Raw genomic sequence first — 20,837 nt, 5'->3', positions numbered from 1 at the left:
GGGCTGCCCGCCTGGGTCCCCACGAACTCGGTCTGGATCTTCGACGTCACCACGAACGCGTGGTCGAAAGGCCCCGCTCTGCCGACGGCGCGGGGGGCGCTCACGGCCACCGCGGTCGGGACCAAGATCTACGCCATCGGCGGCGCCCGCAATCCCAGCTACTCCACCCCCGAGCTGCGGCCGACGGTGCCGGTCGAGAACCTCGCGACGAACGAGGTCTTCGACACCACGACCAGCACCTGGTCCTCGGCGCGGCCGATGCTGACCGCGCGCAATCACCACGGCGCCGCCCTGATCGACGGCAAGATCTACGTCGTGGGCGGGCGCGTCGGCTCGACCTTCATCATCGGTCTCTCCACCAACGTCAACACCCACGAGGTCTACGACGTGGCCAGGGACACCTGGTCGTCCGTGCTCGGCGTGCCGACGGCGCGCAGCGGGGTGGGCGTCGCGGTGCTCAACGGACGAATGCACGTGCTGGGCGGCGAGGCCTACCTGAACGACCTGGTGGGCACCTATCGCACGCACGAAGCCTACGACCCCAAGACCAACAGCTGGGAGCGGTTGCCGCCGATGCCCACGCCCCGGCACGGGCTGGCCGTCGCCGAGATCGACGGCAAGATCTACGCGGTGAGCGGCGCCAACGTGGCGGGCGGGGGCGGGCCGCACGAGGGCCTCGTCGTGAACGAGGTGTACGACCCCAAGTAAGCGCTGGTCAGGCCTCGACGGAGAGCGGCCCCACGTCGAAGAACGCGATGATGCGGCAGGGGCAGGCCTCCCCGCCCTCGAACTTCCAGGGGAAGGCGCCGATGATGCAGCGCTGGTTGAGCACTTGCTCGATGTCGCCGCCCACGTTTTCGGCGTGGATGCACCCTTCCGGGAAGGCCAGGTAGTGCATCGGGAAGATCTCCTCCTTCACCAGGCGGCCGCTCTTGTGATGCCGGTACTCGTACTCGCCGAAAAACTGCCCCACCGGCATCCCCACCTTCTCCTCGAACCGTCGCGTGAGATCGGGGCGCATGTAGCGAATCGTCGTGTTCATGGGGTGATCGCCGGAGCCGGCGTCGATGCCCCACCAGGAGATCTGCATGTCGTGCATCCAGGCCGCCAGTTCCTGGGTGCCGCCGGGATGCAGGCAGAAGTACCGCGTGAGGTCCTGCCGGGGTTTGTCCACGAAGTACCGGTGGTAGCCGGTGTGGAGGATGAGGATATCGCCCTTCTTGACCCGCATCTTGTCGGTGATGTGCTTCGGCGTGATGATGTCCCAGTCACCCACCACGTCGGACACGTCGACGATCACCCCCTCGTGGACGAGCTTGGTCAGAGGCAGCGACGCGATGTCGCCGGCGCCGTCGGCCGCGTGCATCGGCCCATCGAGATGCGTGCCCACGTGCAGCGAGGTCTCGATGCGCTGGGAGACGATGCGGTTCGTCTGCAACGTCTGCGTGTAGTAGATCTTCGAGCCCGGGTAGCCGACCCAGCCCGGCGTGTGCATGTTCCACGGGTGCGAGAGATCGACCAGCTTCATACGGTCCCCACCATGGCTTTGAGGAGGGCCTCCTTCAGATTCGTGATGTGGGTGGCGACCAGATCGACGCCCCGCTCCACTTCGTCCTGCTGGAGGGCGGCGAGGATGGCTTCGTGCTCGGCCTGCCAGCGCTCGGGCTGGCCGGGCAGCCCGATGAGGGAGATCTGGTAGCGGCGTAGCGAGATCTTCAGCTCCTCGTGGAGCCGGGTGAGGTGGCGGTTGGCGGCCAGCGCGACGAGACCGTCGTGGAAGCGGAGCGAGACCCGGTGCCACCGCTCGAAAGCCTCCTCGGCCAGCGCCGAACGCGCCTCGTCGACCGCCGAGCGCAGCGGGGCCATCACGTCGAGCGTCAGCCGATGCGGGCCCCGTCGGAGCCCGTGGCTCTCGATCATGAGCCGGACGTCGAAGATCTCCTCGAGATCCTGTTCGGACACCGGGCGGACGTGGGCGCCCCGGTGCGGCTCGATGGTCAGGAGGCCTTCCGCCTCGAGGATCCGGATCGCCTCGCGGACGGGCGAGCGGCTGAGCGCGAGCTCCCGGGTCAGCTTCGCCTCGTTCACCCGCTGGCCGGGAGCGAGCTCGCCCTTGATGATGGCTTCCCGGAGGTGGCGGGCAATCTCGATCGCCAGCGTCGTCGGCTTCTGGAATCGGCTGCCGCGGGTCACGGTCGCGCCTTCATGGCATGGCTCCAGCGGGCGGCATGATAAGGCGTTGACAATCGATTGTCGATTGTTTAGTTTCCCGACCGACGCGGATTCCCCGCTCCGGCGCCAGCTACGCAGACCCGCGTCCGGGAGTTGTGCGCTGCAGAGGTCGACACCCACAAAGGAGTGCGTGGCATGGATCTCGGCTTGAAGGGCAAGGTGGCGCTGGTCACGGGCGGGAGCAAGGGCATCGGCAAGGCGGTGGCCCGGGGCCTGGCGGAGGAAGGCGCCAAGGTCGCGGTCTGCGCGCGGGACAAGGCCACGCTGGAAGCGGCGGCCCAGGACATCGCCAAAGCGACGGGGTCCGAGGTGTTCGTGGTGGCCGGCGACCTCACCCGGCCCGCGGACGTCCAGCACATCGTCGACGCCACCGTGGTCCGGTTCGGCCGGATCGACATCCTCGTGAACAACGCCGGCGCCGCGCCCGGCGGGGAAATCCTCGATCTGACGGAGGAGGACTGGCAGAAGGCGCTCCAGCTCAAGTTCATGGGTTACGTCCGCTGCACCAAAGCCGTCATCCCGCACATGCTGAAGCAGGGCGGCGGGCGGATCGTGAACATCGTCGGCAACGACGGCGTCAAGCCCATCGGCATCGAGCTCAGTCCCAGCGCGGCCAACGCGGCGGACCTGGCGATGACCGTCGCGCTGGCCGAGCAGTACGGCCGGCGCAACATCTGTGTGAATGCTCTCAATCCGGGGCCGGTGGCCACCGAGCGCTGGGACCAGCTCATCGGCGGCATTGCCCGGCTCCGGAAGATCAGCGTCGAGGAGGCGCAGAAGCGGGCCGAGCGCAGCATTCCGCTGGGCCGCATCTGCACGCCCGAGGAGGTGGCCAACGTCGCCGTCTTCATCGCCTCCGGCCGGGCCAGCTTCATGAACGGCGCCGTGATCACGCTGGACGGCGGGCAGCGCAAGGCCTTACTCGACTGATTCGCGGACGGGAGGTCCGGGCATGGCGACGACACGGAGATCTCGCGGTGCGCAGTGGCTGGCGGTCTTGCTCCTGGCCGGGGTGGCGCTGGCGGCGCCGGGAAGCGCGGGGCGGGGGTGGGGCACCGCCGACGCGCAGCCCAAGGAGTTCCGGGTCGGCGTGGCCCTCTCGCTGAGCGGCATCTTCAGCCGCGACGCCGCGCTGTTCAAGGAGACCTACGACCTCTGGGCGGAGACGGTGAACCGCGCGGGCGGCATCAAGGTGAAGGGGACCGGCTACCCCGTCCGCATCACCTACTATGACGACGAGTCGAGCCCCCAGAAGAGCGCCCAGCTCGTCGAGCGGCTGGCGGCGTCGGACAAGGTCGATCTCATCCTGGGCGGCTTCGGCTCCAGCATCGTCTTCGCCGCCAGCGCGGTGACCGAGAAGTACAAGTACCCCTACATCTCGGGGGCGGCCAGCGCCAATCCCATCTTCGAGCGTGGCTTCAAGTACGTGTTCGCCACGCTCAACAAGACGTTCGACGAGGTGGAGGGGGCGGCCAAGGTCTTCTCCGTCGCTCAGCCCAGGCCGACCAGGGCCGCCGTCATCGGGTCCGATCACCTCTTCGGCAAGCTCTCGGCGGAAGGCTTCAAGAAGTTCCTGGGGGAGATGGGGATCGAGGTCGTGCACTTCGAGATCTTCCCCCTCGACCTCACCGACTACAACTCGCTTCTCCTGAAAGTGAAGCGGCAGAACCCGGACCTGCTCCTGGTCGGCGGGCTCTTCTCCCACGCGCTGCGCGTGATGAAGGCGACCAAGGAGGTGGACTTCACGCCCAAGGGCCTGGCCTTCAGTTACGGCCCCACCGTGCCCGAGTTCCTGAAGGAGTTCGGCAAAGACGCCGAAGGCGTCATCGCCGCCTCCGAGTGGCTGCCGTCTTTCCCGTTCAAGGACCCCGTGTTCGGCTCCGCCCAGGCCTTCGCGGACGCCATCGAGAAGAAGTATGGGCATGCCGCCGATTACGTTCAGGCGGCGGCGGCCGGTGGTCTGGTCGCCCAGCAGAAGGCCATCGAGACGCTCGGGCTCACGCCGCCGCTCGCCGAGAAGGACCGCGAGGCCCTCATGGAGCAGCTCCACAAGCAGGACATCCAGACCCTCTACGGGCAGGTGAAGTTCGGCCCCGACGGTGGCATCGTCCAGAAGCCGCCCATCGCCGTGCAGATCCAGGGCGGCAAGTTCGCGCTCGTCTACCCCAAGCAAGTGGGCGGCGTCCAGGCCGCGAAGCTCGGGTATCCGCTGACGCCCTGGCGATCACGCTAGTGTTCCGTCTGGGAGGTCATGTTCACGATCGCCGCGCTCGCGCCGGCGGGGCCGACGGGCGTGCGCGGCAGGGATCGCGGGACCACGAGGCACGCGTCCGCTGCCCGGTTGCGGCTGGGCTCCACCTGGGCACGCGGGGTCCGTTGCCGGGGGGGCGGGAACGGGTCCCGCGGACCCCTGCCGTGCGCGCCCGTCGGCCCCGGGGCCGCGCGCTGGCCGGTGCTTCACATGACTTCGAGGACGGGACACTAGGAGCGCGTCCGAGTAGCCTCCGTTCGAACGGCGGCTTTGCCGCCGTAATCGAATCCTGGGGGAGGTTTCGGAGGGGGCCGTCGCGCCCTGTGGGCGCGCCTGTGGAATCGCCCCCGCCGACGAACTAGGGAGCGCGGCATGCGGGTCGTGTTCGAGCAGGTGATTCCGCCCAAGCGCGGGCTCGCGGTGACGGTGCGCCGGGGCCAGCACCTGCGAGTGACGGACCTCGAGGGCCAGCAGGTCGTCGACATGGCGGTGTTCAACGCCAACAACCCCCGCGAGAAGCTGTCGACCTCGTACTCCCGCACGAGGTACGTCCCCCCGCCGGGCGCCGAGTACGTGCCGCGCGACAAGCTGACGGAAGGCGACACCCTCATGTCGACGATCTGCCGGCCCCTGATGACGATCGTCAAGGAGACGCCGGAGCCCAAGGGTGTCCACGACACGCACAACCGCATGTGCAACCGGTTCCTCTACGAATCGTACGGGCTCGGTCCGCGCGACGGCTGCCACGAGAACATCGCGAACGCGGTGGCGCCGTACGGGATCCTGCCCGAGGACATCCCGGACACGATGGATCTGTTCATGAACTACCACCACGACTGCGCGCGGGGACGCTGGGTCATCGGCGAGCCGGTGTCGAAGCCCGGAGACTACATCGAGTTTCGCGCGGAGAGGGACTGCCTGGTGGGGTTCTCCAACTGTCCGCTCGACGTACTGGCCCCGTGCAACGCGTACCACTGCACGCCCGTCAAGGTGGAGATCTTCGAGTAGCCCCTCCCGTGACGTTCCTCACCGACCTCGTCCAGACCCTCATCAACGGTATCTTACAAGCCGGGGTGTACGCGGCGGCGGCGGTCGGCCTCTCGCTGATCTTCGGCGTGAGCGGCATCCTCAACGCCGCCCACGGCGAGCTGGTCATGCTGGGCGCCTTCGCGACCTACTGGCTGGTCAGCGCCGGGGGGGTGGACGCGTTCCTGACGTTGCCGATCTCCTTCGCGCTGCTCTTCGCCCTCGGCTACCTCCTACAATATTTCGTCCTGAACCGGACGCTGGGAAGCCCCCTGCTCCTCTCGCTGCTGGTGACGTTCGGCATCTCGCTGATCCTCGTCAACACCGCGCTGCGGCTGTGGAGCGCCGATTACCGGCTGCTGAGGACCGCATACTTCGACCACAGCCTCGTCCTGGGACCATTCATCGTCCCGCTCTCGCGTCTGGTCGCCTGCCTCGTCGGCGTCGGCATGGTCGGCGGGCTCACCTGGCTGCTCCAGAAGACGCATCTGGGCCGGATGATCCGCGCCACCGCCCAGGACTGGGAGATGGCGCGCCTCATGGGCGTCGATCATCGAATGATCTACGCGGTGACCTTCGGGCTGGGAGCCGGCATCTCGGGCGTGGCCGGCTCCCTCATCGCCTTCTACGCGCCGGTGGAGCCCTATATGGGGCTCACCTACACGCTGTTCGCCTTCTCCGTGGTCGTCCTGGGAGGGCTCGGCTACATTCCCGGGGTGGTCTGGGGCGGCCTCGCGCTCGGCATCGCCCAGGCCCTGACCGAGACTTATCTGGAATCCGGGCTGTCGCTGCTGGTGGCGTTCTTCCTCCTCTACCTGATCTTGCGCTTCATGCCGGCCGGGATCATGGGGAAAGGCCGCCTGGAGTAATTGCGATTCCCAACGCTGAGGCCGGACGAGGTCGCCGCACTCCTGCTGCTCGTGCTCCTTGTCCTGCTCCCGGCGGCGGCCGGCGCCTACCAGATCCGGCTGGCGACGGTGATCTTCATGTGGGCGGCGCTGGCCGGGAGCTGGAATCTCCTGGCCGGCTACGCGGGCGCGGTGGACCTCGGTCCCGTGGTCTACTACGGCCTCGGCGCCTTCGCGACGGCGGCCTTGATGCTTCGGGCCCAGCTCCCGTTCCTGGTGAGCCTGGTCCTGGCGGGCGGTGTGGCGATGGTCATCGCCTACGCCGTCGGCACCCCGACCCTCAGGCTGCGCGGCGCCTACTTCGCCATCGGGACGCTGGCGCTGGCCGAGTCCGCCAAGCAGCTCGCGCTGGCGTGGGACCGGCTCACCGGCATTCCGCTCACGGGCGGGAGCGCCGGCGTCTCGCTGCCGTTGAGCTCGGGCTACCTCCTCTTCTATTACGTGATGCTGGCGCTGGCGTCGCTGGTGACGACGGCGGCCTTCTGGCTGGGCCGCTCCAAATTCGGTTACGGGCTGCGGGCGATCGGCGAGAACGATCGACTGGCCGAGGCCTCCGGCGTGAACATTCACCGGCTCAAGCGGCGCGTCTACGCGGGCAGCGCGCTCCTGATCGCCTGCACCGGCGGGACCGCCGGCTACTGGCTCTCCTACATCAACGCCACCGACTTCTTCGGGGCCGGGCTCACGTTCCAGATGGTCGTGATGGTCTTGCTGGGCGGGCTCGGCACCCCCTTCGGCCCGCTGCTCGGAGCCCTCTTTCTCACGCTGGCCGCCGAGATCCTCGGGACCCGGTTCGTGTATCACTACCTGATCGCGATCGGCGTCCTCATCGTGGCCATCTCGCTGTTCATGCCCGCGGGGCTGGTCGGGGTCGGCCGGCTCCTGCGCCCCCGCCGGGCGGGGCTGCCGCCGTGAGCATCCTCGAGCTGCGCGCGCTGACGAAGAGCTTCGGGTCACTGGTGGCCCTCGACCGCGTGGACCTGAAATTGGAGGAGGGCGAGATCCTGGGGATCATCGGGCCGAACGGCGCCGGCAAGAGCACGCTCTTCAACGTGATCGCCGGCCTCGAGCGGCCGAGCCGGGGAGCCGTCTATTACCGCGGCGCGGCGATCTCCGGGCTCACCACCGACGCGGTCTGCCGACTGGGAATCGCCAAGACCTTTCAGATCCCCCAGCTCTTTCCGCGGATGAGCGTGCTGGAAAACGTCTTCGTGGCCGGCCTCTACGGCAAAGGCGTGTCCCTCCGCGACGCGCACGGCGAGGCCGAGGCGTGGCTGGAGTTCGTCGGCCTCGCCGGGAAGGCGGCGGCCGCCGCCGAGACGCTCTCCCTCCCCGAGCGCCGCCGTCTCGACCTGGCCCGGGTCCTGGCCACCGACGCCCGCGTCCTGCTGCTCGACGAAAACATGGCGGGGCTGAATCAGCGGGAGGTGGCGGCGTCGGTCGCGCTCCTGCGCCTGGTGCGCGACCAGGGCCGGAGCCTGATGGTGATCGAGCACATCATGCGGGCGATCGTGGACCTGGCGGATCGGGTGCTGGTGCTCAACTACGGCGAGAAGATCGCGGAGGGACGTCCCCGGGAGGTGATGCGCGATCCCGCCGTCATCAAGGCCTATCTCGGCGAAGCCTATGCTTAGGCTGGAGGCGCTCGACGCGGGCTACGGCACGCTGCAAGTGTTATGGGGAGTCTCGCTCGAGGTCGGTGAGGGCGAGGTCGTGAGCCTCATCGGGCCGAACGGGGCTGGCAAAACCACGCTGATCAAAGCCATCGTGGGGCTGGTCCGATCCGGCGGCGGCATCTTCTTCCGCGGCCGCCGGATCGACCGCCTCGCGCCGGAGGAGATCGTCCGCCAGGGGATCGCGGTCGTCCCCGAGGGCGCGCGTGTGTTTCCCGAAATGACCGTCCTCGACAACCTTAGAATCGGCGCCGTGGTACCCCGGGCGCGCGCGCGGCAGGCCGAGACCCTCGCCGACGTCTTCGCCCTGTTCCCGAGGCTCGAGGAGCGGACGCCGCAGCTCGCCCGGACGCTCTCGGGCGGCGAGCGCCAGATGCTGGCGATCGGGCGGGCCCTCATGGCTTGCCCCGAGCTGCTCCTGCTCGACGAGCCGTCGCTCGGGCTCCAGCCGACGCTGGTCAAGCTGATCATCGAGACCATCCACCGGATCAACGAGCGGGGGATCACGGTGTTCCTGATCGAGCAGAACGTCCACTTCTCGCTCCCCATCAGCCACCGCGCCTACGTGCTGGAGCAGGGGCGGATCGTCCTCGCCGACACGGGCGCGGCGCTCCTGCAGAATCCCCACGTGAGAGTGTCCTACCTCGGGGTGTGACACATGAGTCGACGACCGACGGACGACGGTACGCGGGCGATCGTGGCGCAAAGACGGCGCGTGTTCGAGCGCCGGCTTTGCCGGCGCAATCCCCTCTTGGGGGAGGCTTCGGAGGGGGCCGTCGCGCCCTGTGGGCGCGCCTGTGACGTCGCCCCCTCCGATAAAAGGAGGAGCACCATGCGGAGAAATCCCGTTGTCCCCGTGGCCCTGCTGACCCTGGCGCTGACGGCACTCGGCGGGGGCCGGCTCGGCGCGGAGTCGGACTACCCCAGCCGCCCCCTCGAGTTCATCATCCCGTTCCCGCCCGGCGGTCCCGCCGACACCGCGGCCCGCATCGTCCAGCCCCAGCTCTCGGCGAACCTCGGCGTGCCCGTGGTGCTCGTGAACAAGCCCGGCGGCGGCGGCGCGCTCGGCGCGGACCATGTCGCGAAGGGCAGGCTGGACGGCTACACGGTGTACGCGACGACGAACTCGACGCTGACGATCATCACCGCCATCCAGCCCGACCTGCCCTACCGGCCGTCCGACTTCGCCCCGGTCGGCAGCTACATGTCCGATATCGGGGTCATCACCGCCAGGGCCGGCGGCTCCTGGAAGACGCTCGAGGAGTTCGTCGAGTACGCGAAGAAGAACCCGGGCAAGCTGAGCTACGGCTCGGCGGGCCTGGGGACCGTGTCGTTCTTCACCATGGAGCTCTTCAAGCTCGCCTACGGCCTCGACATCACCCACGTTCCGTTCCAGGGCACCGGACCGGTCAAGAACGCCATCATGGGCGGACACGTCACCGTGGCCTCCAGCGGCCTGAGCTCGCTGGCGCCGCTGATCAGGTCGGGCGATCTGGTGCCGCTGGTCATCACCGCGCCCAAGCGGGTGCCGGCATTTCCCGACGTGCCGACGATGGCCGAGAAGGGGTTCCCCGAGGCGTCGCTGAACATCTGGATGGGCCTCTACGTCCCGGCCAAGACCTCCCGGGAGATCGTCGACAAGCTCGCTCGTGCGCTCGACAAGACCATGAAGGACCCCGCCGTGGTCGCGGCGGTCGAGAAGGCCGGGATGCTCGTGGATCACCGTGACCCCGAGGCGACCCGCAAGCTCGTGGAGAGCGAGCACGAGGCGGTGAAGAAGGTCGTGGCCCGGCTGGGGATCGGCAAGAAGTGATGCCGACGCGGGAGCGGGTGGCCGCGGCGGTCCTCCTGCTCTTCGGCCTCGCCGGCGCCGTCGAGGCGGCCAGGCTGACGGTCGGCGAGCCGAGCCGCCCGGGGCCTGGGTTTTTCCCCTTCTGGCTGGCGGTGGCTCTGTGTCTGGTCTCCCTCGCGCTCCTGGCGCTGCCGCCGCGAGGGAGGCCGACGACCGCCCCGACGACCCTGGAACCGGCGCACCGGGCCAGGGCCGTAGGGACGCTGCTGGCGGGGGTGGCCTACGCCTTCGCGCTGGAGCCGCTGGGGTTCCTGGCGACGACGTTCCTGTTTCTCGCCTTCCTGTTTCGGGCCGCCGAGCCGCAGCCCTGGGTGGTCTCGGTCGCCCTATCGGTCACGACCGCGGTCCTGACCTACGTGGTGTTCAAGATGTGGCTGGGCGTCCAGCTGCCGTCGGGCCCGTGGGGATTCTGAGGGCTCCGTGGAGCCCATCCTCCCGAGCGTCCTCTACGGCTTCTCGGTCAGCCTGCACCCGCACAATCTGCTGGCCTGCTTCGGGGGCGTCTTCATCGGGACCCTCATCGGTGTCCTGCCGGGCATCGGCCCGGTGGCCACGATGTCCATCCTGTTTCCGATCACCTACGGGATGAGCCCCACGGCCTCGATCATCATGATGGCCGGGATCTACTACGGCGCCATGTACGGAGGCTCCACCACCTCGATTCTCGCGAACATTCCCGGTGAGGCGGCCTCCGTGGTGACGTGCCTGGACGGACACCAGATGGCGCGTCAAGGGCTGGCGGGTCCGGCCCTGGGGATCGCCGCCTTCGGCTCGTTCATCGCCGGCACCGCCAGCGTCCTCGGCATCATGCTTCTGGGACCGCCTCTGGCCTCGGTGGCGTTGCGTTTCGGGCCCCCGGAGATCTTCGGCCTGCTGGCGCTGGGCTTCACGATGGTCACGTATCTCGCCGGGGCGTCGAAGCTCAAGGCCGCGGCCATGGCCCTGCTGGGCCTCTGTCTGGGGACGGTCGGGCTCGACCCCGTCACGGCCACGCCGCGGTTCACCTACGGGAGCATCACCCTGATGGATGGTCTGGGGCTGGTGCCGATGATCATGGGGCTGTTCGGCATTGCCGAGGTGCTGCTCAATGTCGAGAAGGGGGTGCGCCAGGAGGTCTTCAAGGCCCAGATCAAGGGCCTGCTGCCCAGCCGACAGCAGTGGAAGGAGTCCGCCGCTCCCATCGCGCGCGGCAGCCTCCTGGGCTTCTTCCTCGGCATCCTGCCGGGCATCGGCGCGATCATCCCCCCCTTCCTCTCCTATGCGCTGGAGAAGCGGATCTCCCGGCACCCCGAAAGGTTCGGCGCCGGTGCCATCGCGGGCGTGGCGGCCCCCGAATCGGCCAACAACGCCGCCGCCGGCGGGTCGATGATTCCCCTCCTCACGCTGGGCATCCCGCCGAACGTGGTCATGGCGGTGCTGCTGGGCGCCTTGCTCGTCCACGGCATCCAGCCCGGTCCGCTGCTGATCAGGGAGCATCCGGAGATCTTCTGGGGCGTCATCGCCAGCATGTACGTGGGCAACGTCATGCTGCTGGTGCTGAACCTTCCGCTGATCGGGCTGTGGGTCCAGCTACTAAAAATTCCCTACGGCGTGCTCTTTCCCCTGATCCTGCTCTTCTGCATAATCGGGGTCTACACCGTGTCAGCCAACGTCTGGGACGTCATCGTCATGCTGGCCTTCGGGGGTCTCGGCTACCTCCTGAAGAAATTCGGGTACGAGCCGATGCCGCTCGTGCTCGCCTTCGTGCTGGGCCGCATGGCGGAGGAATCCATCAGACAATCGCTGCTGCTCTCGCGCGGCAGCCTGACGATCTTCCTCACGCATCCCATCGCCGCCGGCTTCCTGGGGGCGGCGCTCGTGGTGGTTCTCCTGCCCCTGGTGGCCCCGCGCCTGCGGACGGCCTTGCGGCTGGCGGGAGCGCTGGGCGGGACCTGATCCACGATCTCGGTACGCAAAAGGAGATAACCCATGCCCCTGAACCTCCGAGACTTCCTCGAGGCCCTCGGGAAAGATCTCATCCAGATCGATGACGAGGTCGACCCCATCACCCAGGCGGGGGCGCTGTGCTCCGCCAGCCCCCGTCCCCTCGTGTTGAACCGCCTCAAGGGATTCCCGGGCTGGAAGCTCTGCGACATTCTGGTCAAGGACCGCGCGCGGCAGGCGCTGGCCCTGGGCACCACCCCGAAGAACGTGGTCCGGGATCTGTCCGATCGGATGTTCAGTCGCGTGCCCGGGCAGTCGAAGATCGTCGCCGACGGGCCGTGCAAGGAGGTCAAGCTGATCGGCGACGCCGCCGACATCACCAAGCTGCCGATCCCCATCCATTCCGAAGGCGACGCCGGCCGCTACCTCGGCTCGGGTATCACCATCACCAAGGACCCCGAGACCGGGATCCGGAACGAAGCCATCATCCGCGCGCTGGTGAAGGGTCCGCGGAAGATGGGCTTCTGGATGGCGGCCCGCCACAACTGGGCCCACCTCATGAAGTACCAGGAGCGCGGCGAGGCGGCCCCCATGGCCTTCGCCATCGGCCTGCATCCCGGCTACGAGATCCTGGCCAACTTCAGCGGCCGTCACGAGGGCTACGACGAATTCGAGATGGGGGCGGGCGTCCTGGGCGAGACGCTCGAGCTGGTCAAGTGCGAGACCATCGACCTCGAGGTCCCCGCGCAGGCCGAGATCGTCATCGAGGGCATCGTGCCGCCGGGGGTGCGGGAGCCCGAAGGCCCGTTCGGCGAGTTCACCGGCTACAGCAAGGGCGCCGAGGGCCCGGCGCCGGTCTTCGAGGTGACCGCCGTCACCCGGCGCCGGGACGCCATCTACCGGCACATGCAGGCGACGGTGTTCACCGACCACCAGCCGCTCGTCTCGGTGCCCATGGAGGCGAGCCTGTATCGGAGGCTCCGCGAGATCCACGGGCACTCCGAGGTTCACGACGTCTACATCCCGCCCTGGGTCACCATGTTCACGGTGTTCGTGCAGATGACGCCGCGCTGGGACGGCCAGGCCCGCGACATCCTGCTCGGCGTGCTCTCCAGCCCCTACCTGCATCCCAAGATCGCCATCGCCGTCGACGAGGACGTCGACATCTACGACCCCCGCGAGGTGTTCTGGGCGATCTCGACCCGGGTGAATCCCGAGCGCGACGTCATCGTCATCCCGCACGAGCGGATCCACCCTCTGGACATCTCCGCTCCCAACGTGGACCGCTCGGAGGTCACGGTCATGCGGGTGGGCGGGAAGATGGCCATCGACGCCACCCGGCCCCCGCTCTGGCGCAAGAAGGAGCGCGCCGAGTTCGAGCGGGTCAAGCCCCAGGGCGCCGGCGATCCCGCGCTCCAGGCGCTGCTCGAGCGGCTGGCGGCGATGGCCTGAGGAGATCATGAAGCCGCCGCCGTTCGAGTATTTCGTGCCCGCGTCAGTGGAGGAAGCGCTCACCCTGCTCGGCGAGCACCGCGAGCAGGCCAAGGTCCTGGCCGGGGGGCAGAGCCTGGTCCCCCTCATGAACTTTCGCCTGGCCCGCCCGCGCTATCTCATCGATCTGAACGGAATCCCGGAGCTGGTCGGGATCCGCGAGGAGGACGGCTGGCTGGCCATCGGGGCCATGACGCGACAGCGCGCCGTCGAGCGCTCGGCGCTCGTCCGCGACCGTTGCCCGCTCCTGGCCGAGGCCATGCCGCAGGTCGGCCACGTCCAGATCCGCAATCGCGGCACCATCGGCGGAAGCCTGGCCCACGCCGACCCGGCCGCGGAGCTGCCCGCCATCGTGGCGGCGCTCGGTGGCCAGCTCGTGGTGCGGGGTCCCGACGGCGAGCGCGTCATGGCCCCCGAGCGTTTCTTCGTGGGGTATCTCACCACGGCTCTCCAGCCGTTCGAGCTGCTGGTCGGCGTCCGTCTGCCGGCCCGGCGCTCGCGCACGGGGCACGCGTTCGTCGAGGTCAGCCGCCGGCACGGAGACTTCGCCCTCGTCGGCGTGGCGGCCGCGCTCACGCTGGACGGGGCCGGCGCCTGCACGGACGCCGTCATCGCCCTGACCGGGGTGGGGCCGACGCCGGTGGTGGCGGCCGCGGCGACGCGCGTGCTCGTGGGCCAGAGGCCCTCGACGGAGGCGTTCCAGGAGGTCGGCCGGCGCGTGTCGGAGACTCTCGAACCCGACAGCGATCTGCATGCATCCAGCGAGTACCGCAAGCACCTGGCGGGCGTCCTGACCCGGCGCGCGCTGACGCGCGCCGCCGAGCGGGCGAGAGGGGGGGAGGGATGAAGGAGCGGACCATCCGCCTGAGCGTCAACGACCAGCCCTACGAGAGGACCGTGGAGGTCCGCAAGACGCTGGCCGACTTCTTGCGGGAAGACCTGGATCTCACCGGCACCCATCTGGGGTGCGAGCACGGTGTGTGCGGGGCCTGCACCGTGGTGGTGAACGGCGAGGCGGTGCGATCGTGTCTGCTCTTCGCCGTGCAGCTCGAGGGCGCCAGCATTCTCACCGTGGAAGGGCTGGCGGACGGCGACAATCTCCATCCGATCCAGGAGGCCTTCTGGGAGCACCACGGGCTCCAGTGCGGCTTCTGCACGCCGGGCTTCCTGTTGACCCTCTACTGCTTTCTCAAGGAAACGCCCCGGCCGTCGGAGGCCGAGATCCGCGAGGCGATCTCGGGCAATCTGTGCCGCTGCACCGGCTACCACAACATCGTGATCGCGGCCCGGGCGGCGGCCGAGAAGCTCGCGTCGGCTCCCGCGGGAAGGAGGACGTGATGGGACAGGTGAAACGGATGGTCGTCGTCGCCGCGGCCGCGCTGGCGGCTTTCCTCGGGAGCCAGCCGGCGACCCTCGGCGCCGCCGCGGAACGCGGGCAGCTCACGCTGATCACCACCGTCACCCGGGTGGTGAACCTTCCGATGATCGTCGGGCTCCGGCTCCTCGAGCGGGAGGACAACATCGCGGTCACGGTCAAGGACCTGCGCTCCCCCGAGGCGGCCATGCTCGCCGTCATCGAGGGCCAGGGCCAGGTGGGCACGGGCTTCGCCCCGTTCTATCCGGCCGTGGAGAAGGGCGCCCCGGTCCGCGGCGTGATGGAGCTGTCGCGGCCGGAGTTCGTGGTGATGGCCAAGAAGGAGCTTGCCTCCGTCAGGGCCCTGAGCGGCGTGCGCCTGGCCTCCCACTCGCCGAAATCCACGGTGCAGTCGCTCCTCGAGTTCTATCTCCAGACCCAGCCCGGGGTCCAGCCCGACTTCGTCTTCATTCCCGAAGGCTCGCCCGCGCGCGCGGAGGCCCTCCTCCGAGGGGCGGTGGCCGCCGCCGCCTTCGACCTGTCGGCCGCCCAGGTCGTGAACGAGCGCGCGCCCGGCAAGTTCCACGTCCTGGTGGACTTCACCGATCAGCCGGTCTCGTCGAGCTTGCTGGTCATTCACGCCGACTTCGCCAAGCGCGAGCCGGAGGTCGTCCGGAAGCTCGTGCGGCGGATTCTGGAGTCGTACCGCCAGGGCGTCCGGGATCCCCGCTTCTGGGTTCGGGAGCGCGGCCAGGCCTTGAAGGAGATCGACGACGCCAAGCTCGAGGCCCAGCTCCGAGCGCTGGTGAAGATCTTCGACGTCAACGGCGGCATCGGTCGCATGCGGGGCCCCGGGGTCCTCGAGAACCTGAGCTTCCAGGTCGCCACCGGCAATCTGAGCGGGCCCGTCGCCAAGTGGAAGCCGGAGGCCTTCTTCGACATCGCGCCCCTGGAAGCGGTGCTCAGGGAGCTCGGCAGGCCGTAGTGTTGGCGGCGGGGCCGACGGGCTGGTGCGGCAGGGATCGCGGGACCACGCGGCACGCGTCCGCAGCCCCGTTGCGGCTGGGCTCCACCTCGGCACGCGGGGCCCGTGGCCAGCGTGCGGGAACGGGTCCCGCCGACCCCTGCCGCACCAGCCCGTCGGCCCCGCGACCGCGACGATCGTTGACATGACTTCCCAGATGGCGCCCTGGTGAGTCGCGAGAGCCGCGTGCTCCTGCTGGTGCTCAGGGCCGCCTCGCTGGTGGCCTTCCTGGCGCTCTGGGAGTGGGCGGCCCGCGTCCGGATCAGCTTCAACTTTCCCTCCCCGCTGGCCACACTGGGAGCGCTGGGGGAGCTGCTCGGCTCCGGAGCGCTCCCGACCGCTACGCTGACCAGCGCGCAGTCGCTGCTGCTCGGATTGGGCGCGGCGACGCTGTTCGGCGTGCCGTTCGGCCTCCTCATGGGGGTGGCGCGACCGATCGGGCGGGTCGCCCGCGTCTACTTCGACCTCCTCATCGCCCTGCCGACGGCCGCCCTCATTCCGCTCGTCATCCTCACGTTCGGTATCAACATCGTCTCCTCGGCGGTCATCGTGTTCGTGTTCAGCGTGCCGTTCATGGCCATGAACGCGTACGGCGGGGTGCGGGACGTCCAGCCGCGCCTGGTGGAGATGGCCCGGTCGTTCGACGCTTCCGGGGCCCAGCTCTTCACCCGCATCGTGCTGCCCAGCGCGCTGCCCATGATCCTGGCCGGCCTCCGCTATGGCCTCTCGCGCGCATTCGTCGGCCTCATCATCGCCGAGCTGCTGCTGTCGCCGTTCGGCCTCGGTCGCCTCATCATGGCCTCCCGCTCCATGTTCGAGCACGACCGGATGTTCGCCACGGTCCTGTGGACCCTGATCCTCGCGGTCGGAGCGCTGACGCTGCTCGGACGGCTCGAGGCGCGGCTCCTCCGCTGGCGGGCTTGAGGGTGGCTTCGTCAGGAGCGACTGCGGCCGCCGGCGTCGGTGCCCCGGCCCCCGCGCCCGTCGAGATCGTCGTCGACGGCGTCTCGAAGCGGTTCGGCGACGTGTCGGCCCTCGCCGAGGTCCGCCTCCGGATCGGCGCCGGCGAGTTCGTCACCCTGATCGGACCGAGCGGATGCGGCAAGACGACGCTTCTGAAGATCATCGGAGGGCTCGTGCGCGCCGACGGGGGCCGGGTCCTCATCGGGAACCGGCCCGTCGAGCGCCCGGGCCGGGAGAGCAGCATGGTCTTCCAGGACTTCGCCCTGCTGCCGTGGGCGACGGTCCAGCGGAACGTCGAGTTCGGGCTGCTGCTGCACGGGGTGCCCCGGGCGGAGCGCGAACTGATCGCCCTCCGGTACGTCGACAAGGTCGGCCTGGCCGGTTTCGGCCAGGCCTATCCGGCCCAGCTCTCCGGCGGCATGCAGCAGCGGGTGGGGCTGGCGCGCGCGCTGGCCGTCAATCCCCAGACGCTCCTGATGGACGAGCCGTTCGCCTCCATCGACGAGCAGACCCGGCGCCTCTTCCAGGACGACCTGCTGGCGCTGTGGTCGGAGGAGCGGAAGACCGTGGTGTTCGTCACGCACAGCATGGAGGAGGCCATCTATCTTTCCGATCGGGTCGTCGTCCTGAGCGCGCGGCCCGGCCGCGTCCACCAGGTCCTCGACGTCCCACTAGCCCGGCCGCGCGAGACCAGCGACGTCCGCTCCAGCGTGGAGTTCACCCGCCTGGTGGATGACCTGTGGAAGATTCTGAGGAAGCTCCAGTGAGCGGGCCGGACGCCGCCGACTCGGATCTGAGCCGGACCGCGCTGGTCGCGGTGGCCGCGCTGCTCGGCGCCTGGGAGCTTCTCGGCCGACTTCAAGTATCGCTGTTCATCCCGCCCGTCTCCGAGGTGGCGGTGGTGTGGTGGAGGCTGGTCGTCGACGGGACGCTGCTGGGGGCCGCCTCGTCCAGCCTCCGCTCGCTGGTCAGGGGCTTCGGGCCGGCGGCCGTCCTCGGCCTCGCCCTCGGCCTGGCAATGGGCCGCTTCGCCGCCGTGCGCTACTTCTTCGACGGTCCGATCAACGTCCTGATGTCGGCGCCGCTGTCGGCGCTGGTGCCGGTCCTCATCGCCCTCTTCGGCATCCGCGATACCGTGGTCGCCGCCACGGTGTTCATGTTCTCGTTCTTCGTCATCGTCGTGAATACGATGACGGGGGTCCGGGGAACGGACCGCTCGCTCATCGACATGGCGCGCCTGTTCGGCGCGGGCGAGCTGGCGCTCTTCTGGCGGATCTGTCTGCCGGCCGCGCTGCCCGCGGTCATGCTCGGTCTTCGGCTCGGCGCCATCCAGGCGGTCAAGGGGATGGTCGTGGGCGAGATGCTCATCTCGCTGATCGGGCTGGGGGAGCGTCTGATCTACTACGGCAACACGTTCCTCGTCACGCACCTCTACGCGGTCATCCTCACGGTCCTGCTCATCGCGGTGGTGACGTCGCAGCTCGCCCAGGCCCTCGACCGGGCGCTGATCCGCTGGAAGTGAGTCATGACCGTTGACATCCACCTCCATTACCTCTCTCCGCACGCCCTCGACGCCGCCCGGCGCCATCCCGACCGCTATGGCGTCCGCGTGCTCGACGGCCCCGAGCCGAGCCTGCGGATCGGCGACGAGGCTCCGACCCGGCCGCTCCTCCCGGCGCTCTACACGCTCGACCTCCACACGCGGTTCCTGGGCGCGCACGGGATCGACCACGGGGTCTTCGGCCCGCTGATGGAGGCCCAGGCCGCGATCCTGGGCGACAACGCGACGCGCGCCTTTCACCTGAGCTCGACCTGTTGACATGGCGACTCCGATGATCGGGGCCTCGATCCGGCGAAAGGAGGACCGCCGACTCCTCACCGGACGCGGAAAGTACGCGGCCGACTTCCGCCTCCCCGCCATGCTGCACGCCGCCGTGCTGCGCTCTCCGCATGCGCACGCCCGGCTGGGGACGATCCAGGCGGAGGCGGCCCGGGGCCTGGCCGGCGTGGCGGCGGTCATCACGGGACGGGACCTGGCCGGCGTCGGACGGATCCCCGTGCGCCTCGGCCCCCGTCCGAGCCTGATCGCCTGCCTGCAGCCCCCCCTCGCCACCGAGAAGGTGCGCTACGTGGGCGAGCCGGTGGCCGTGGTCATCGCCGAGAGTCGCTACCTGGCCGAGGACGCGCTGGAGCTGATCCGGGTGGACTACGAGCCGCTGGCGCCGGTCGCCGACTGTCGCCGCGCCGTCGAGCCCGGCGCCCCCGTGCTCCACGACGCCATCAGCGGCAACATCGTGGACCGGCTGTCCACCCACACCGGCGATGCGATGCGAGCGCTCGCCGCCGCGCCGGTGCGAGTCCGCGAGAGCTTCGCCGTGCAGCGCCACACGGGAGTGCCGCTGGAGACCCGCGGGCTGGTGGCCGCCTGGGACGGTGGGACCCGCGTGCTCACGATCTGGGGCGTGGCCAAGGTGCCGCACTTCAATCGGCGGGTCCTCGCCGATCTCCTCGGTCATCCGGAGCACCTGATCCGGTTCGTCGAGCTGGAGGTCGGCGGCGGCTTCGGGGTCCGCGGAGAGTTCTACCCCGAAGACTTCGTGATCCCGTGGGCGGCGATGCGTCTGGGCCGGGCCATCCAGTGGGTGGAGGACCGACGCGAACACCTGATGGCCACCAACCATTCGCGGCAGCAGTTTCACGAGATCGAGATCGGCGTCAACCGCGACGGCACCATCCTGGCCCTGGCCGACCGCTTCCTGGCGGACCTCGGCGCCTACATCCGAACACACGGCGTGATCGTGCCCGAGCTGACGGCGGCGCTGCTGCCCGGGCCGTACCGGATCCCCCACTACTCGTGCGAGGCCCTCTGCGTGCTCACGAACAAGACGCCCACCGGGACGTATCGGGGGCCGGGCCGGTACGAGTGCACGTTCGTGCGCGAGCGTCTGGTCGATCTGGTGGCCAAGGCGCTGGGCGTGGACCCCGTGGAGGTGCGCCGGCGCAACTTCATCGAGCCGGACGAGATGCCGTACGAGGTGGGCGGCGCCTCCCTCGGCCAGCAGACGGTCTATGACTGCGGCGACTATCGCAGCGCGTTCGAAACGGCGCTCGCCGCCGTCGACTACAAGGCGGTGCGGGCCGAGCAGGCGGCCGGGCGGCGCGACGGGCGCTATCTGGGCATCGGCGTGGGGTGCGTCGTCGAGAAGGCCGGCCTGGGCCCGTGGGAATACGGCCGTGTCGAGGTCGACGGCTCGGGTCACGTGGTCCTCTACTCGGGAGCGGCCGCCGTCGGGCAGGGGCTGGAGACCACGCTGGCCCAGATCTGCGCCCAGGAGCTCGGCGTGCCGCCCGAAGCGATCACCGTGATCCACGGCGACAGCGCGCTCGTCCCCTTCGGCGTCGGCGGGTTCGCCAGCCGCGGCGCCTCGGTGGCGGGCCCCGCGGCGCTGGAGGCGAGCCGCAAGCTCAAGGCCAAGATCCTCCGGGTGGCCGCGAGCCTGCTCGAGATCCACACCGAGGACCTCGTGCTCGAGGGCGGGGCGGTCCACGTTCGCGGCGTGCCCGACCGCGCGGTGTCCTTTCGCGAGCTGGCCCGTGCGGCGGTGCCGGGTCCGCCCGGCATGGAGCCCGGGCTCGTCGCCACGCACTTCTTCGAGGCGCCGAAGATGACGTACCCGTACGGCACCCACGTGGCGGTCGTGGAGGTCGACGCCGAGACCGGTCAGGTGCGGCTGCGCAAGTACGTCATCGCCTACGACGTGGGCAAGGCGATCAACCCGATGATCGTCGACGGGCAGCTCGTCGGGGCGCTGGCCCAGGGCATCGGCGGAGCGCTCCTGGAGGAGCTCGTCTACGACGAGCAGGGCCAGCTCTTGACCACCACCTTCATGGACTACCTGCTCCCCACCGCCATGGAGATGCCCGAGGCGACCGTCGTCAAGATCCTCGAGGAGACCCCCACGCCGCTGAACCCCCTCGGCGTGAAGGGGGCGGGCGAAGGCGGCAGCTCGGGCGTCGGCGCCGCGATCGCGAATGCCGTCGCCGACGCCCTGGCGCCGTTCGAGGCGTCCGTGACCACGCTGCCGCTCTCGCCCGACCGGGTGCTGGCCCTCATCCGGGCCGGCCGGAAGCGCTGAGGGC

22 protein-coding genes are annotated in these 20,837 nt (G+C 69.4%); 20 read left to right on the top strand and 2 right to left on the bottom strand.

The window, feature by feature from the left end; genetic code table 11:
* A partial coding sequence (locus VGV13_05940; GenBank protein HEV8640622.1) for a kelch repeat-containing protein occupies nt 1-708 on the top strand: 708 nt, incomplete at its 5' end.
* A 7-nt stretch (nt 709-715) separates the two neighbouring features.
* On the opposite strand, the gene VGV13_05935 is transcribed toward VGV13_05940, so the two are convergent.
* Both VGV13_05935 and VGV13_05930 read right to left on the bottom strand, forming a co-directional pair.
* A complete protein-coding gene (locus VGV13_05935; GenBank protein HEV8640621.1) occupies nt 716-1,528 on the bottom strand; it encodes a cyclase family protein in 813 nt (270 codons plus the stop codon).
* Nucleotides 1,525-2,193: a GntR family transcriptional regulator gene (locus tag VGV13_05930; GenBank protein ID HEV8640620.1), complete on the bottom strand. Its 669-nt coding sequence runs from the start codon at nt 2,191-2,193 to the stop codon at nt 1,525-1,527. The genes VGV13_05935 and VGV13_05930 overlap by 4 nt, the downstream gene beginning before the upstream one ends.
* Nucleotides 2,194-2,367: 174 nt before the next feature.
* Here VGV13_05930 and VGV13_05925 point away from each other — a divergent pair, with 174 nt between their 5' ends.
* The 19 genes from VGV13_05925 (at nt 2,368) to VGV13_05835 (ending at nt 20,833) form a co-directional block, all read left to right on the top strand.
* Nucleotides 2,368-3,162 carry an SDR family oxidoreductase gene (locus VGV13_05925; GenBank protein ID HEV8640619.1) on the top strand — a complete coding sequence of 265 codons (795 nt, stop codon included), beginning with the start codon at nt 2,368-2,370 and terminating at the stop codon, nt 3,160-3,162.
* 22 nt (nt 3,163-3,184) lie between these two features.
* A complete protein-coding gene (locus VGV13_05920; protein HEV8640618.1) occupies nt 3,185-4,465 on the top strand; it encodes an amino acid ABC transporter substrate-binding protein in 1,281 nt (426 codons plus the stop codon).
* 390 nt (nt 4,466-4,855) lie between these two features.
* On the top strand, nt 4,856-5,491 hold the full coding sequence (locus VGV13_05915) for an urea carboxylase-associated family protein (protein ID HEV8640617.1): 636 nt from the start codon (nt 4,856-4,858) through the stop codon (nt 5,489-5,491).
* 8 nt (nt 5,492-5,499) lie between these two features.
* Nucleotides 5,500-6,378 carry a branched-chain amino acid ABC transporter permease gene (locus VGV13_05910; GenBank protein ID HEV8640616.1) on the top strand — a complete coding sequence of 293 codons (879 nt, stop codon included), beginning with the start codon at nt 5,500-5,502 and terminating at the stop codon, nt 6,376-6,378.
* Nucleotides 6,379-7,332, top strand: coding sequence for a branched-chain amino acid ABC transporter permease (locus VGV13_05905; GenBank protein HEV8640615.1), 954 nt, complete (start codon nt 6,379-6,381; stop codon nt 7,330-7,332).
* Nucleotides 7,329-8,051, top strand: coding sequence for an ABC transporter ATP-binding protein (locus VGV13_05900; protein HEV8640614.1), 723 nt, complete (start codon nt 7,329-7,331; stop codon nt 8,049-8,051). Before VGV13_05905 ends, VGV13_05900 begins: the two co-directional genes overlap by 4 nt.
* A complete protein-coding gene (locus VGV13_05895; protein HEV8640613.1) occupies nt 8,044-8,745 on the top strand; it encodes an ABC transporter ATP-binding protein in 702 nt (233 codons plus the stop codon). The genes VGV13_05900 and VGV13_05895 overlap by 8 nt, the downstream gene beginning before the upstream one ends.
* A 177-nt stretch (nt 8,746-8,922) precedes the next feature.
* Entirely contained in the window at nt 8,923-9,903 is a 981-nt protein-coding gene (locus VGV13_05890; GenBank protein ID HEV8640612.1) for a tripartite tricarboxylate transporter substrate binding protein, read from the top strand.
* On the top strand, nt 9,903-10,355 hold the full coding sequence (locus tag VGV13_05885) for a tripartite tricarboxylate transporter TctB family protein (GenBank protein ID HEV8640611.1): 453 nt from the start codon (nt 9,903-9,905) through the stop codon (nt 10,353-10,355). Before VGV13_05890 ends, VGV13_05885 begins: the two co-directional genes overlap by 1 nt.
* 7 nt (nt 10,356-10,362) lie before the next feature.
* Nucleotides 10,363-11,877, top strand: coding sequence for a tripartite tricarboxylate transporter permease (locus VGV13_05880; protein HEV8640610.1), 1,515 nt, complete (start codon nt 10,363-10,365; stop codon nt 11,875-11,877).
* A 33-nt stretch (nt 11,878-11,910) separates the two neighbouring features.
* A complete protein-coding gene (locus tag VGV13_05875; GenBank protein ID HEV8640609.1) occupies nt 11,911-13,317 on the top strand; it encodes a UbiD family decarboxylase in 1,407 nt (468 codons plus the stop codon).
* Between the two features lie 7 nt (nt 13,318-13,324).
* Nucleotides 13,325-14,203: a xanthine dehydrogenase family protein subunit M gene (locus VGV13_05870; GenBank protein ID HEV8640608.1), complete on the top strand. Its 879-nt coding sequence runs from the start codon at nt 13,325-13,327 to the stop codon at nt 14,201-14,203.
* On the top strand, nt 14,200-14,694 hold the full coding sequence (locus VGV13_05865; protein HEV8640607.1) for a (2Fe-2S)-binding protein: 495 nt from the start codon (nt 14,200-14,202) through the stop codon (nt 14,692-14,694). The genes VGV13_05870 and VGV13_05865 overlap by 4 nt, the downstream gene beginning before the upstream one ends.
* Nucleotides 14,694-15,695 carry an ABC transporter substrate-binding protein gene (locus VGV13_05860; protein ID HEV8640606.1) on the top strand — a complete coding sequence of 334 codons (1,002 nt, stop codon included), beginning with the start codon at nt 14,694-14,696 and terminating at the stop codon, nt 15,693-15,695. Before VGV13_05865 ends, VGV13_05860 begins: the two co-directional genes overlap by 1 nt.
* A gap of 207 nt (nt 15,696-15,902) precedes the next feature.
* On the top strand, nt 15,903-16,658 hold the full coding sequence (locus tag VGV13_05855) for an ABC transporter permease (GenBank protein ID HEV8640605.1): 756 nt from the start codon (nt 15,903-15,905) through the stop codon (nt 16,656-16,658).
* Between the two features lie 2 nt (nt 16,659-16,660).
* On the top strand, nt 16,661-17,464 hold the full coding sequence (locus tag VGV13_05850; protein ID HEV8640604.1) for an ABC transporter ATP-binding protein: 804 nt from the start codon (nt 16,661-16,663) through the stop codon (nt 17,462-17,464).
* Nucleotides 17,461-18,219 (top strand): ABC transporter permease, encoded by a 759-nt coding sequence (locus VGV13_05845; GenBank protein ID HEV8640603.1) that lies wholly within the window; start codon nt 17,461-17,463, stop codon nt 18,217-18,219. Before VGV13_05850 ends, VGV13_05845 begins: the two co-directional genes overlap by 4 nt.
* A gap of 3 nt (nt 18,220-18,222) precedes the next feature.
* Nucleotides 18,223-18,516: a hypothetical protein gene (locus tag VGV13_05840; GenBank protein ID HEV8640602.1), complete on the top strand. Its 294-nt coding sequence runs from the start codon at nt 18,223-18,225 to the stop codon at nt 18,514-18,516.
* A 13-nt stretch (nt 18,517-18,529) separates the two neighbouring features.
* The gene (locus tag VGV13_05835) at nt 18,530-20,833 is read left to right on the top strand and encodes a xanthine dehydrogenase family protein molybdopterin-binding subunit (protein ID HEV8640601.1); all 2,304 of its coding nucleotides are present in this window, start codon (nt 18,530-18,532) and stop codon (nt 20,831-20,833) included.
* The last annotated feature ends 4 nt before the right edge of the window (nt 20,834-20,837 follow it).

It is taken from the genome of Candidatus Methylomirabilota bacterium, assembly GCA_036001065.1.
Classification (GTDB): Bacteria; Methylomirabilota; Methylomirabilia; order Rokubacteriales; family CSP1-6; genus MNEF01.
The sequence above is the reverse complement of the archived record's forward strand: the minus strand, read 5'-3'. Positions and strand labels throughout refer to the sequence as shown.